The 13,335-nt window shown below is 68.4% G+C and carries 10 protein-coding genes; 5 read left to right on the top strand and 5 right to left on the bottom strand.

Going from position 1 to position 13,335, the window contains the following annotated elements:
• Nucleotides 1–49 precede the first annotated feature (49 nt).
• The 4 genes from IU514_RS06270 to grxC form a co-directional block, all read right to left on the bottom strand.
• Nucleotides 50–1,402, bottom strand: a complete 1,353-nt coding sequence (locus tag IU514_RS06270) for a Na+/H+ antiporter NhaC family protein (RefSeq protein ID WP_194930223.1) — start codon at nt 1,400–1,402, stop codon at nt 50–52.
• Nucleotides 1,403–1,584: 182 nt separating this feature from the next.
• A complete protein-coding gene (locus IU514_RS06275; RefSeq protein ID WP_194930224.1) occupies nt 1,585–2,592 on the bottom strand; it encodes an isocitrate dehydrogenase in 1,008 nt (335 codons plus the stop codon).
• 197 nt (nt 2,593–2,789) lie between these two features.
• Complete coding sequence (locus tag IU514_RS06280; RefSeq protein WP_194930225.1) at nt 2,790–3,194, bottom strand: carboxymuconolactone decarboxylase family protein; 405 nt, start codon at nt 3,192–3,194, stop codon at nt 2,790–2,792.
• On the bottom strand, nt 3,191–3,478 hold the full coding sequence (grxC, locus tag IU514_RS06285; RefSeq protein ID WP_194930226.1) for a glutaredoxin 3: 288 nt from the start codon (nt 3,476–3,478) through the stop codon (nt 3,191–3,193). The genes IU514_RS06280 and grxC overlap by 4 nt, the downstream gene beginning before the upstream one ends.
• A gap of 266 nt (nt 3,479–3,744) precedes the next feature.
• Here grxC and IU514_RS06290 point away from each other — a divergent pair, with 266 nt between their 5' ends.
• The 5 genes from IU514_RS06290 (at nt 3,745) to ppx (ending at nt 11,356) form a co-directional block, all read left to right on the top strand.
• Nucleotides 3,745–5,397 (top strand): M48 family metalloprotease, encoded by a 1,653-nt coding sequence (locus tag IU514_RS06290; protein ID WP_228760530.1) that lies wholly within the window; start codon nt 3,745–3,747, stop codon nt 5,395–5,397.
• Nucleotides 5,398–5,505: 108 nt separating this feature from the next.
• Nucleotides 5,506–6,213 carry a phosphate regulon transcriptional regulator PhoB gene (gene phoB, locus IU514_RS06295; RefSeq protein WP_194930228.1) on the top strand — a complete coding sequence of 236 codons (708 nt, stop codon included), beginning with the start codon at nt 5,506–5,508 and terminating at the stop codon, nt 6,211–6,213.
• Between the two features lie 166 nt (nt 6,214–6,379).
• Nucleotides 6,380–7,717 carry a phosphate regulon sensor histidine kinase PhoR gene (gene phoR / locus IU514_RS06300; protein WP_194930229.1) on the top strand — a complete coding sequence of 446 codons (1,338 nt, stop codon included), beginning with the start codon at nt 6,380–6,382 and terminating at the stop codon, nt 7,715–7,717.
• Between the two features lie 10 nt (nt 7,718–7,727).
• On the top strand, nt 7,728–9,830 hold the full coding sequence (ppk1, locus tag IU514_RS06305; protein WP_194930230.1) for a polyphosphate kinase 1: 2,103 nt from the start codon (nt 7,728–7,730) through the stop codon (nt 9,828–9,830).
• On the top strand, nt 9,827–11,356 hold the full coding sequence (ppx, locus tag IU514_RS06310) for an exopolyphosphatase (protein ID WP_194930231.1): 1,530 nt from the start codon (nt 9,827–9,829) through the stop codon (nt 11,354–11,356). The genes ppk1 and ppx overlap by 4 nt, the downstream gene beginning before the upstream one ends.
• Nucleotides 11,357–11,420: 64 nt before the next feature.
• Here ppx and mdoH read toward each other — a convergent pair whose 3' ends face one another.
• A complete protein-coding gene (mdoH, locus tag IU514_RS06315) occupies nt 11,421–13,325 on the bottom strand; it encodes a glucans biosynthesis glucosyltransferase MdoH (RefSeq protein WP_324187791.1) in 1,905 nt (634 codons plus the stop codon).
• Nucleotides 13,326–13,335: the final 10 nt, after the last annotated feature.

Below are 13,335 nucleotides of genomic sequence, written 5' to 3' on the forward strand. Positions count from 1 at the left end.
CCGCGCGCGCGCCTGTCAATGCGGAACCGAATCGATGGGGCGCACCGGCTCAGGCCTCCGATGCCAGCGCCTCCGGCGCACGGCCACGTGCAGGCCACAGCATCGCGATCACGGTGACCGCACCCAGCAGCCAGCTGTAGTGCACGTTGCCGACGAGGGCGAAAGCCGAGACATTGCCGAGAGACGCCGCCAGCAGGATCTGCGCGCCGTAAGGCAGCACTCCCTGCGTCACGCAGGCGAAGATGTCCATGACACTGGCCGCACGTGCGGGTGGGACCCCGTGCTGCCCGGCGATGTCGCGCGCCAGACCGCCACTGATCAGGATCGCCACCGTGTTGTTGGCGGTGAACACATCGGTCGCCGCCGACAGCGTGGCGATGCTCACCTCGCCCGCCCGGCGGCTGCGATGGCCTCGCGCGAAACGGCCGATCACGGAGGCCAGCCATGCCAGGCCGCCAGTGGCCTTCATCAGCGCTCCCAGTCCGCCCACCAGCAGCGACAGCAGCGTGATCTCCACCATGCTCTCGAAGCCCTGCCAGACATGGTCGGCATAGCTCGCGATGCCGAAACCTTCCGCGAAGAAGAGGCCGAACGCGCCGGCGATGACCAGCCCCAGACCCAGCACGATGATCACGTCCACGCCCGCGAGCGCCAGGCCGAGCACCACCAGGTACGGCAGGATCAGCCAGGGCGACACAGGCTCGAGCGCCTGCACGGGCTCGGTTTCGCCGACGAAGCCCAGCACCACGAGAGTCAGCAGCGCCGCCGGCAGTGCGAGCTTCAGGTTCTCGCGGAATTTCTCCCGCATCGTGCAGCCCAGCGTGCGGCTGGCGACGATCGCGGTATCGGAAATGACCGACAGGTTGTCTCCGAAGGTGGCGCCGCCGATCACCGCGCCGAGCACCAGCGCGCGGTCCAGGCCAGACGCGTCGGACACGCCCAGCGCGATCGGCGCGACCGCGGCGATCGTGCCCATCGACGTGCCCAGCGACAACGAGATGAAGCCAGCCACGACGAACAACCCCGGCAGAAGCAGCGCCGGATGCACGTTGCCGACGCCAAGCGCGACGATCGCGTCGACCGCGCCGATCGCCTTGGAGACTTCGACGAAGCCGCCCGCGAGCAGGAAGATCAGGCACATCAGCACGACGTTGTGGTCGCCCATGCCCGACAGCAGCGTCTCCAGCGGTTTCAGACCGCGACGCCATGCGATGAAAGCGGCCAGAGCCAGCGCGGGCAGGATCGCGACCGGCGCCTTGAGCTGGTAGAAGCCGTCCTCGTGGCCGAGGACGTAGGTGAAGTACATCCCCGCCCCGAAGAACAACGCCAGGAACAGCAACAGGGGACTCAGCGCCAGCGCGCTCGGCTTGATGCCGGCGCCGGCGGCGGTCGATTCATTCATCTTTTCATCCGCATGAAGCAATAGGTTTGCGATTTTGCAGTGCAGCATCCGCACTGTCGAGCGGCGGCCGCGGAAATCTGTCGCCGCATCCATGGCCTCAATCCCGCGGTTTTCGGCTCCCTGAACGCATCGGGGCGCCCGAAGGCGCCCCGATGCCGGTTCTCTGAGCCAGTGTCCCGGAATCAGATGCGGGTGGCGATGGCCTTCGCGAACGACATCGTGTTGCCGCTGCCGCCCAGGTCCGGCGTCAGCGAGTCCTTCGCCTCCAGCGTGGCGATGATGGCTTCGCGCAGCCTGGTCGCCTTCTCCGGCATGGCGAGGTGGTCGAGCATCTGCGCAGCGGCGAGCAGCAGCGCGCACGGATTGGCCTTGCCCTGCCCCGCGATGTCCGGCGCGGTGCCGTGCACGGCTTCGAAGATCGCCGCATCGGTGCCGATGTTGGCGCCCGGCGCCAGGCCGAGGCCGCCGACCAGGCCGGCGCACAGGTCGGAAATGATGTCGCCGAACAGGTTGGTGGTGACGATGATGTCGAACTGCTCCGGACGCATCACCAGCTGCATGCAGGTGTTGTCCACGATCATCTCGTTGCACTCGATGTCCGGGTATTCCGTGGCGACGGCACGCGCAGTCTTCAGGAACAGGCCCGAGGTCGACTTCAGGATGTTGGCCTTGTGGACGATGGTGACCTTCTTGCGGCCAGTCCTGCGGGCCAGTTCGAAGGCGTAGCGCACGATGCGCTCGGAGCCGCGGCGGGTGATCTTCTGCGTCAGCGTCGCGACCTCGCCGTCTGCCGACAGCGTCTGGCCTTCGCCGATGTACGCGCCTTCGGTGTTCTCGCGGACCGTGATCAGGTCCACGCCCGAGGGGAAGCGCGACTTGGTGTTCGGGAACGACTTGGCCGGACGCACGTTGGCGTACAGGTCGAAGCGCTTGCGCAGCTCGACGTTGATCGAGCTGAAGCCCTCGCCCACCGGCGTGGTCAGCGGGCTCTTGAGCGCGATGCGGTTCTTGCGGATCGAGTCCATCGTCGCGGCGGGCAGCAGTTCGCCCTGCTTCTCGAGCGCGACCAGGCCGGCATCGGCGAACTCGTACTGAAGCCCGAGGTTCATCGAGTCCAGCACGTGCAGGGTGGCGTCCATGATTTCCGGGCCGATGCCGTCGCCACGGATGACCGTAATCGTCTGCGTCATAAAAAGGTTTCTTCCAGCTGAAGGGCGCGGCAGTGAGTACGGCGCCGGATGGTTAGCCGCGGAATTATGCCGGAAGCAGCGTCCCCCTGCAGGCACGAGCGCCCCCCGGAGCCTCGTCCTTTGGTCGCAAGTACCTGTCCCGAAAAGCAAAAGGGCGCCTCCCGAAGGGGCGCCCTTTGCCGGATCTGTCCGCCTGCTCAGTCGTGGTCGTGACCGGCGGGAGCCGTGGCCTCGCCCTGTTCCAGCTGATCGAGGAAGTCGACGGCGCGGCGCAGGTGCGGGATGACGATCGAGCCTCCGACCACCAGGCCGACCGAGAACGCCTCGAACATCTCGTCGCGATTGACGCCGGCCTCCTTGCACTGGGCGACGTGGTAGCTGATGCAGTCGTCGCAACGCAGCACCATCGACGCGACCAGCCCGAGCAGCTCCTTGGTCTTAACGTCCAGTGCGCCGGCCTGGTAGGTCTGCGTGTCGAGCGCGAAGAAGCGGCGCACGACCTGGTTCGGCTCGGCCAGGATGCGCTCGTTCATGCGCTTGCGGAACGCGGTGAACTCGGCGATGCGGTCCTTCCCGCCGCCTTCAGCATTGTCGGCGCTCATGCGGCACCTCCCGCTCCCAGCAGCGGCTCCAGGCCGCCCTCGCGATGCAGCGCGATCATGTCGTCGTAGCCGCCGACGTGGGTCTCGCCTACGAAGATCTGCGGCACGCTGGTGCGCCTGGCGCGCGCGACCATCTTCTCGCGCTCGGACGGATCGAGGTCCACGCGCACCTCGGTCCAGGACTGGCCCTTGCTCTTGAGGAAGTTCTTGGCCGCGACGCAATACGGGCAGATCGCGGTGGTGTAGATGACGATCTCTGGGACCGCCCGGACGGACTCGCTCACTCTTGGACTCCAGGGAAACTCGTTGGATTTGCCGCGGTCAAATACGGCTGAGCGCCAATATGGTCTCCGCCCGGCACCTTTTCCACCCCGGATACGGAGCACCTGCGGAACACAAGGGTGCCGCGTTCGCGACCAGTACCACGGTGGCATGGAGATTAACCGCCGATTCACGCGAACATCGACACCGGGCCGCATCCTGCCTTAGGTTGCGGCCGACAGCCCGATGCCCCGGCTCGAAACGAGTCAGCCCCACGAGGAAGCTCCACTTGCGACGCATCGCCCTGCTCACTGCCGCGATCACCTTGGCCGTCGCCAGTCTCGCGACTCCGGCGCAGGACTCGCGCCTGCCCGACATCGGCTCTTCGGCAGGCGAATTGCTGACGCCCTCCCAGCAGGAGGAGTACGGCTCGATGATGCTGGCGCAGTTGCGCCACTACGGCTACATCCTCGAAGACCCACTGATCGACAGTTGGCTCGACACGCTGGGCACGCGCCTGGCGGCCAACAGCGACCGTCCGCGCCAGCCCTTCACCTTCTTCATGCTGCGGGAGCGCCAGATCAACGCCTTCGCCACGCTGGGCGGCTATGTGGGCGTCAACTCCGGGCTCGTGCTCGCCGCCGAACGCGAGGACGAGGTGGCCGGCGTGCTGTCGCACGAAATCGCCCACGTCACCCAGGACCACGTGCTGCGCGCGGTCGAGCGCGCCCAGCGCGACCAGTTGCCGATCCTGCTGGCGATGCTGGGCGCGATCGTCGCGGCGCAGGCGGCGGGCAGCAATTCCTCCGACGACGCGGCGCAGGCGGCCATGGTCTCGGCGATGGGACTGATGGCGCAGCGCCAGATCAACTACACCCGCTCCAACGAATCCGAAGCCGACCGCCTCGGCATCCAGACGCTCGCACGCAGTCACTACGACCCGGTCGCGATGGCCGATTTCTTCACGCTGATGCAGGCGCGCTCCCGGGCCAACGCCGCCAACTACTGGGGCGAAGCGCCGGACTGGCTGATGACCCACCCGGTCACCATCACCCGCATCACCGAGGCCAAGGAGCGCGCGGAGCAGTTGCGGCGCGAACAGGGCACCAGCGAGGTCTGCGTGCGCGACCCCGACGGCCCGCCCGAATGCCGGCGCGAATCCACGGCCAAGCCGGACTACTCCGGCGGCGACAGCACCACGAACCCGTTGATCCCGGGCCACCTCGCCACCGGTCTTTCCTCGGCACTGCAATCCGGCGGCACCGGGCAGTTCGACCTCGCCCGCGAGCGCCTGCGCGTGTTGAGCGCCGACAGTCCGCGCGACGCCCTGCGCGAATACGACCGCCTGGCCGGCAACGGCAAGCTCGACGACGCGCAGCGCTACGGCCAGGCCGTCGCGCGCCTTCGCAGCAACCAGGCCGCGGCGGCGACGGAGACGTTGGCGCAGTTGCTGGCCAAGCGGCCCGGCGACGTCTGGCTGACCCTGGGCCTGGCCGAGGCCGAGTCGCGTACCGGCAAGACCGCTTCGGCCGACAGCCGTTTCGAGGCATTGACCCGGCAGATGCCGAACAATCGCGCCGTCGCCCTCACCTACGCCCAGGCGCTGGTCGAACGCGACGGCGCCGCGGCAGGCAAGCGCGCACAGGAAGTGCTTCGTCCGCTGCTGTCGCGTTCCGGAGGCGACCCCGAGTTCCAGCAGCTGTTCGGACGGGCCTGCGAGATTGGCGGCGACCCGGTTCGGGCCGGCGAAGCCCTCGCCCAGGCCGCCTACCTGAATGGCCGCCCGGAACAGGCGCTGATCCAGCTGAACACCCTCAAGAAGCGGCCGGACCTGGACTATTACGCCCGCGCCCGGATCGAGGCGCGGATCGCCGCGATCACACCGACGGTGCTGGAACTCAGGCGCCAGGGCATCCGCGACGAGGACCTGCGGCGACAGTGAACGCGAACTGGCCCGTCAGGCCGGGCCATGTAACGGCGCTGTCACAAAACGGTAGTGTACTGGCGCGGCTTCCAGAGGCCCCTTCAGTCTCTTCCCCCAGGTGACCGCGTGCAGAAGCGCATTCTGATAGTCGAAGACGAACCCGCCATCCGAGACATGGTGTCCTTCGCCCTGCGCAAGGGCGAGTACGACCCGGTGCATGCCGGCGACGCGCGGGAAGCGCAGGCGGCCATCGCCGACCGCGTCCCCGACCTCATCCTGCTGGACTGGATGCTGCCCGGCACCAGCGGCCTGGAGCTGGCCCGGCGCTGGCGCAAGGAGCAGCTGACGCGGGAGATCCCGATCATCATGCTGACCGCCCGCGGCGAGGAGAACGACCGCGTCGGCGGCCTCGAGGCCGGCGTCGACGACTACGTGGTCAAGCCGTTCTCGGCGCGCGAGCTGCTCGCCCGCATCCGCGCCGTGCTGCGCCGCTCGCGTGAGGACGACGAGGACGGCAGCGTCGGCGTGGGTCCGCTGCGCATCGACGGCGCCGCACACCGCGTGTTCGCGCAATCGGCAGAAGGCGACCAGGCGGTGCAGATCGGCCCGACCGAATACCGCCTGCTGCACTTCTTCATGACCCACCCCGACCGGGTCTACTCGCGTACGCAGCTGCTCGACCATGTCTGGGGCGGCAGCGTGTACGTGGAGGAGCGCACCGTCGACGTCCACATCCGGCGCCTGCGCAAGACACTGGAGCCGCACCAGCTCGATGGCATGGTGCAGACCGTGCGCGGCGCCGGCTACCGCTTCTCCGCCGCGGTAGAAGCCTGAGTGGCGGCGCTGGCGGCGGCGTACCGCGCTTGCCGCCCGCCCTCTGCCCGCCATCGGATGCCTTTCCGCGCCGCCCACGCGCGGTGTGTTCGCGCGCAGACGCCCCCATTTCCGAAGCGCGAACCGTAACGCGCCTTCGCCCATGACAATTCAATAGACTTCGCCCATGCCGCCCCGCGCACGCTCTGCCTGGTTCCGCACGCTCGGCCAGCTCGCCCTGATCCTGGCCGTGGCGGCCATGGTCGGCGTGCTGATCGGCTATCCCTGGCCGGTGATCACCGTGGCCGCGCTCGGCGTCGTTGCCTGGCACTACTGGCGCCTGCGCAGCGTGCTGATCCGCCTGACCGCGCGCCAGCGGATGTCGCCGGCGCTGGGCGAAGGCATCTGGAACGAACTCGACCGCCTGCTCTACCGCGGCCAGAGCGAGATGCGAAGCCGCAAGAAGCGCCTGATCGGCATGCTGCGCGCCTACCGCGCCGCGGCTGCGGCGCTGCCCGACGCGATCGTCGTGGTCGAGCGCAACAGCCAGCGCATCCAGTGGTTCAACGAGGCCGCCACCGGGCTGCTCGGCCTGAACCACCCGCGCGACATCGGTCAGCCGGTCGTGCAGCGGCTGCAGCCACTGACGCTGTCGCACTGGCTCGCAGCCGGCCGCAACGCCGAGCCGCTGGAAGTGCCCTCGCCCTGGCAACCCGGCAGCACGCTCAGCCTGCGCCTGATTCCCTACTCCGACGACCTCTGGCTGCTGATCGCGCGCGACGTCAGCCGCCTGCTGCAGCTGGAGCAGATGCGCCGCGACTTCGTCGCCAACGTCTCGCACGAACTGCGCACGCCGCTGACGGTCGTGCACGGCTACCTCGACATGCTCGATCCGCAGGAGCATCCGGACTGGGCGCCGATGCTGGCCGAGATGCAGCGCCAGTCGCAGCGCATGACCCAACTGGTCGAAGACCTGCTGATGCTGTCGCGGCTGGAGTCGCAGGACAGCCTGGCCACCGAGGAAACCGTATCGATGGCGCCGATGCTCGCCACGCTTCGTCGCGAGGCACAGGCGCTCAGCCAGGGCCGCCACGAGATCAGTATCGAGGACACCGCCGGCGTCGACCTGTGGGGTTCCAACAAGGAACTCCACAGCGCCTTCTCCAACCTCGTCGGCAATGCCGTGCGCTATACGCCCGCCGGCGGCAGCATCCGCGTGCGCCTGCGCAGTGAGCAGCGCGGCGGTGTCGCGCTGGAAGTGATCGACAGCGGCTACGGCATCCCGGCCGCGCACCTGCCGCGCGTCACCGAACGTTTCTACCGGGTTTCGACCAGCCGCTCGCGTGAAAGCGGTGGCACCGGACTCGGGCTGTCCATCGTCAAGCACGTGCTCAACCTGCACCAGGCCCGGCTGGAGATCACCAGCGAGGTCGGCCGCGGCAGCACGTTCTCCTGCCACTTCGGCGCCGAGCGCGTGAGACAGCGCGACCACGGCTTTGCCGATACTCTCGAAGCCTTGCCATGACGCGCCCCCAATGAACGCGCCCGCCAAAAACCATCCGGCCGACATGCTCGCCGACAGCACCGATCCGCTGCGCGACAACTCGCTGTACTTCAACCGCGAAATCGGCCAGCTCGACTTCAACTTCCGCGTGCTTGCCCAAGCGCAGGACCCGCAGGTGCCGCTGCTGGAGCGCCTGCGCTATCTGTGCATCTCCTGCACCAACCTCGACGAGTTCTTCGAGATCCGTGCCGGCACGCTGCGCCATGCCCAGGACCTCGGACTGGCCGCCGGCGCCGACGGCTTGTCGCCGGCAACGGTCCTGGCGCGCATCCACGACCGCGCCGCCGAACTCGTGCAGGCGCAGTACGAGTGCTGGAACAACGTGCTGCGCCCGGCACTGGGCGAGGCAGGCGTGCGCGTCCTCCACCGCGACGCATGGAGCGAGGCGCAGACCGCCTGGCTGCGCGGTTACTTCCAGGACGAGATCATGCCGGTGCTGTCGCCGCTCGGCCTCGACCCCGCGCATCCGTTCCCCAAGATCCTCAACAAGTCGCTCAACATCGTCGTCGTGCTCAAGGGCAAGGACGCGTTCGGGCGCGAGGGACATCTCGCCATCGTCCGCGCGCCGCGCTCGCTGCCGCGCATCATCCAGATCCCGGAGGAAGTCTCCGGCGGCAAGAGCGACTTCGTGTTCCTGTCGGCCGTGCTGTCTGCCTTCGTCGACGAGCTGTTCCCGGGCATGAAGGTCAAGGGCGCCTACCAGTTCCGCGTCACCCGCAACTCCGAGCTGCTGGTGGACGAGGAGGAAGTCGACAACATTGCCCTGGCGCTGCGCGACGAGCTGGTCGGCCGCGGCTACCTGCGCGCGGTGCGGCTGGAGATCGCCGAGCAGTGTCCGGACGACATCGTTCGCACGCTGCTGGAGAACTTCGACCTCACCGAGAACGCGGTCTACCGCATCAACGGCCCGGTCAACCTCAACCGCGTGATCCAGGTCTACGACCTGGTGCAGCGCCAGGACCTGAAGTTCCCGCTGTTCCAGCAGCGCGTGCTACCCGGCATCGAAGCGATGTTCGACAAGGTGGCCGAAGGCGACGTGCTGCTGCACCACCCCTTCGACGCGTTCACGCCGGTGCTGGAACTGATCCGCCAGGCCGCGGAGGACCCGAACGTACTGGCCATCAAGCAGACGCTCTACCGCACCGGCAAGGACTCGCCGATCGTCGAGCACCTGGTGCAGGCCGCGCGCAACGGCAAGGACGTCACCGTCGTGGTCGAGTTGCGCGCGCGCTTCGACGAAGAGGCCAACCTCGGTCTGGCCGATCGTCTGCAGGAGGCCGGCGTGCAGGTCGTGTACGGCGTGGTCGGCTACAAGACGCACGCGAAGATGCTGCTGATCGTGCGCCGCGAGGGCCGCAAGCTGCGCCGCTACGTGCACCTGGGTACCGGCAACTACCACAGCGGCACCACCCGCGTGTACACCGACTTCGGACTGATCACCGCCGACCCGGACATCGGCGCCGACGTTCACCTGATTTTCCAGCAGCTCTCCGGCCTGGCACCGCTGATCAAGCTCAAGCGCCTGCTGCAGTCGCCCTTCACCCTTCATGCTGGCGTGCTCAAGCGCATCGATCGCGAGACCAAGCATGCCCGGGCGGGCAAGCCGGCGCGCATCATCGCCAAGATGAACGCCCTCAACGAGCCGCAGGTGATCCGCGCGCTCTACCAGGCCTCGCAGGCCGGCGTGCAGATCGACCTGATCGTGCGCGGCGCCTGCACGCTGCGCCCCGGCGTGCCGGGCGTGTCCGACAACATCCGCGTGCGCTCGATCGTCGGCCGCTTCCTGGAACACCACCGCGTGTACTGGTTCGCCAACGACGGCGCGCCTGACCTGTTCTGCTCCAGCGCCGACTGGCTGGAGCGCAACCTGCTGCGCCGGGTCGAGGCCGCCTTCCCGGTTGTCGACACCGACCTGGCCTCGCGCGTGTGCGACGAAGCCCTGACCAACTACCTCGCCGATAACGTCAACGCCTGGCAGTTGGCGGCGGACGGCAGCTACCGCCGCGTCGTCCGCGAAGAAAACACCGCACCTCATTCCGCTCAGGCCATGTTATTGGCGAAAATCTGCGGATGAACAACGCCTACCCGACCTCCAGGCTGCCTCTAGCGGACGGCGACCTGCTCGCTGCCGTGGACCTGGGGTCGAACAGCTTCCACATGGTCGTGGCCCGCTACGTGCTGGGCCAGCTGCGCATCGTCGACCGCCTGCGCGAGACCGTGCGCATGGCCGAAGGCCTGGACCGCAAGGGCGGCCTGGCCCCGGACGTGCGCCAGCGCGCGCTCGACTGCCTCTCGCGCTTCGGCCAGCGCGTGCGCGATATCCCGCCGCAGCGCGTGCGTGCCATCGCCACCAACACGGTGCGCCGCCTGGCGCAGCCGCAGACTTTCCTGATGCCGGCGGAGAACGCGCTCGGCCACGCCATCGAAGTCGTTGCGGGCCGCGAAGAAGCGCGCCTGGTCTATCTCGGCGTCGCCCACGCGCAGCCGTCCAAGCCGGGCGACCTGCGTCTGGTGATCGACATCGGCGGCGGCTCCACCGAATGCATCATCGGTACCGGCTTCGAGGCGATCGAGCGCGAAAGCCTGCAACTGGGCTGCGTCGCCACAACGCGGCGCTTCTTCGAGAACGGCAAGCTGTCCAAGAAGAAATGGAAGGAGGCGCTGACCGAGGTCACCGCCGAGTTCCAGCAGTTCGCCGCCACCTACCGCGCCCTGGGCTGGGGCGACGCGCTCGGGTCCTCCGGCACCAACAAGGCGATCGGCGAGATCTGTGCGGCACTGAAGCTGACCAAGGGCGCGGTCACCGCCGAGGCGTTGCCGCAACTGCGCGAGCGCCTGTTGCAGGCCGACCGTATCGACGCCATCGACCTGCCCGGCCTGTCCAGCGAGCGACGCCCGGTCATCGCCGGCGGCGTGCTGATCCTGGAAGCCGCCTTCGACGCGCTCGGCATCCAGCGCATGGCGGTGAGCAAGGCGGCGATGCGCGAAGGCATCCTCTACGACATGGTCGGCCGCGGCGGCGTCGACGATCCGCGCGACGCGGCCGTGGCCGCGCTGATGCAGCGCTACGGCATCGACGATGCGCAGGCCAGCCGCGTCGTCGGCACTGCATTGCAGCTGTTCGACCAGGTCGCGCGGGCCTGGGCGCTGGACGACGATGATCGACTGATGCTGGCTCGCGCCGCGCGCCTGCACGAACTCGGCCTGGCCATCGCACATAGCGGGTACCACGTGCATGGTGCCTACGTCGTCGAGAACTCCGACATCGCCGGTTTCTCGCGCCAGCAGCAGCAGTTCCTCGCCGCGCTGGTGCGCACGCATCGCCGCGGGATTCCCAAGTCGGCGTTCGATGCATTGCCTGACCGCCTGCTGTTCAACGCACGTCGCACCGCCGCGCTGTTGCGCCTGGCCGTGCTGGTGCATCGCGCCCACGAGCCCGATCCGATCCCGCAACTGTCGGCGCGCGCCGACGGCGTCAACCTGACATTGACCGTGTCCAGGCGCTGGCTGGAGTCGCGCTCGCTGATTCGCGCCGACCTGGAAGGCGAGCCGCAGGACATGGCAGGCCTCGGCATCGCGCTGAAGCTCGAAGCCGTCTGATCCATTCCGGTGGCCGGCGGAACTCGCCGGCCTCACTCCGCAATACCTTGATCGAGCCGCAGGCTCAGCCGCGCCGAGCTGCCGCGCGCCGCAACTGCGCGGCCCGGGTAAGTACCGGCGGCGGCGTGTGCTCCTCGGGAATCGAGAAGATGCGCAGGCGGCGCAGCGCGAGACCCAGGCGACGCGACGAGGTCATCATGACGATGGGGATCGCCAGCACCAGGCCGAGGATCACCGGCGCCATCCAGGCGGCGAGCGACGGTGAGACCAGATAGGCGGCGACACCGGCGATGACGCCCAGCACGCTCAGGCCACCATAGCTGCGCACCAGGCTCGACAGTGGCACGGTGCCATCGTCGCGACATTGCGCATCCCACCCCGAGTCCTTGCCCGCGAGCACTTCGGCGACGCCGCGCGACTGCACGTACATCGTCACCGGCGCCATCAGCGCGGCCAGCAGCGTCTCCGTGACCATGCTCAACGCTGCGCGGAACCCGCCGCCGCAGCCGCGCCGCATGTCGCGATCGAACATCAGGGTCAGGTAGCCCATGCACTTGGGCGCCAGCAGCACCGCCATGGTCAGGATGAAGACCCACAGGAACCGCTCCGGGTCCTGCTGCTTCCAGTACTCGCCCGGCGAGAAGCCCGGCAGCGACAGGCTGCTCCAGGTGAACCCCGCGCTTTCCAGCGGTATGGCGAGGCCGATCAGCATCAGCATCGCCCACATCGGCGACGTGAAGTAATGGCCGATGCCCATCAGCAGGTGCCAGCGGCTGACCCAGTGCAGGCCGCGCGCCGGCAGCACCGCGCCGTGCTGCAGATTTCCCTGGCACCAGCGGCGGTCGCGGATCAGCATGTCGGTCAGCGTCGGCGGACCTTCCTCGTAGCTGCCCTGCAGCCCCGGCACCATGTGCAGCGCCCATCCGCCGCGCCGCAGCAGCGCCGCCTCGACGAAGTCGTGACTCAGCACCGTGCCGCCGAACGGCTTGAAGCCGCGCAACTCCGGCAGGCCCGCATGGTCGGCGAAAGTGCGCGTGCGGATGATCGCGTTGTGGCCCCAGTAGTTGCTCTCGGCGCCGTGCCACCAGGCGATGCCGTGCGCGATCACCGGTCCGTACACGCGCGAGGCGAACTGCTGCATGCGCGCGAACAATGTGTTGCCGTTGACGATCATCGGCAGCGTCTGGATCAGCGCGACGTCGGGATGGCGTTCCATCGCACCGGCCAGGCGCACGATCACGTCGCCGGTCATCAGGCTGTCGGCGTCGAGGATCAGCATCTGCGGATAGGCGCCGCCGAAGCGCCGCACCCATTCGGCGATGTTGCCGGCCTTGCGCTCGCGGTTGTCGTCGCGGCGCCGGTAGAACAGCCGCTCGCTGTCGCCGCTGCGCTCGCGCAGCGCGGCGAACGACTGCTCCTCGGCAGTGCGGATCTCCGGCCGCGTGGTATCGCTGAGCACGAAGAAATCGAACTGCGCGAGCTGGCCGGTGTCGCGCACCGATTCGTAGATCGCCTGAAGGCCTGCCAGCAGGCGCTCGGGGTCCTCGTTGTAGGTCGGCATCAGCAATGCCGTGCGCGACTGCAGCACGGGCAGCGGTCCGCGCGGCGACACACCCAGGCGGGCCGGCGTGCGCGAGGCGATCAGGATGAAGCCCGCCAGCGCGCTGACGAAGGCCATCGCGATCCACGCGAACAGTGCGATGAACAGCAGCACCAGCAGCAGTTCGAGCACGTTGATGCCGCCGCCGCGCAGCACCCACCAGATCTGGTAGGCGGCCAGCAGCGTCAGTGCGCCGGCGCCGCCGATGACGTAGGCACGACGCAAGGACATCGCACGCGGCGTGGTCGGCAGCGAAGGCTTGTCCAACCGCCCCGCGCGCAGCGTCTGCACGGGCATGTCCAGCGGCGACTCGGGCGGAAGCGTGAGCGGCCGGTTGGATGCATCGTCGGGGGTGTGGGGCGTCGCCACGATCGTCGCC

The sequence above is a fragment of the Lysobacter niastensis genome, from assembly GCF_015453285.1.
GTDB classification, from domain to species: domain Bacteria; phylum Pseudomonadota; class Gammaproteobacteria; order Xanthomonadales; family Xanthomonadaceae; genus Lysobacter_J; species Lysobacter_J niastensis.

Bases quoted from the DNA above. Each gene is read 5' to 3' on its own strand.
- IU514_RS06270 (WP_194930223.1), bottom strand. From the start codon at position 1,402: ATGAATGAATCGACCGCCGCCGGCGCCGGCATCAAGCCGAGCGCGCTG.
- IU514_RS06275 (WP_194930224.1), bottom strand. From the start codon at position 2,592: ATGACGCAGACGATTACGGTCATCCGTGGCGACGGCATCGGCCCGGAA.
- IU514_RS06280 (WP_194930225.1), bottom strand. From the start codon at position 3,194: ATGAGCGCCGACAATGCTGAAGGCGGCGGGAAGGACCGCATCGCCGAG.
- phoR (WP_194930229.1), top strand. From the start codon at position 6,380: ATGCCGCCCCGCGCACGCTCTGCCTGGTTCCGCACGCTCGGCCAGCTC.
- ppk1 (WP_194930230.1), top strand. From the start codon at position 7,728: ATGAACGCGCCCGCCAAAAACCATCCGGCCGACATGCTCGCCGACAGC.
- ppx (WP_194930231.1), top strand. From the start codon at position 9,827: ATGAACAACGCCTACCCGACCTCCAGGCTGCCTCTAGCGGACGGCGAC.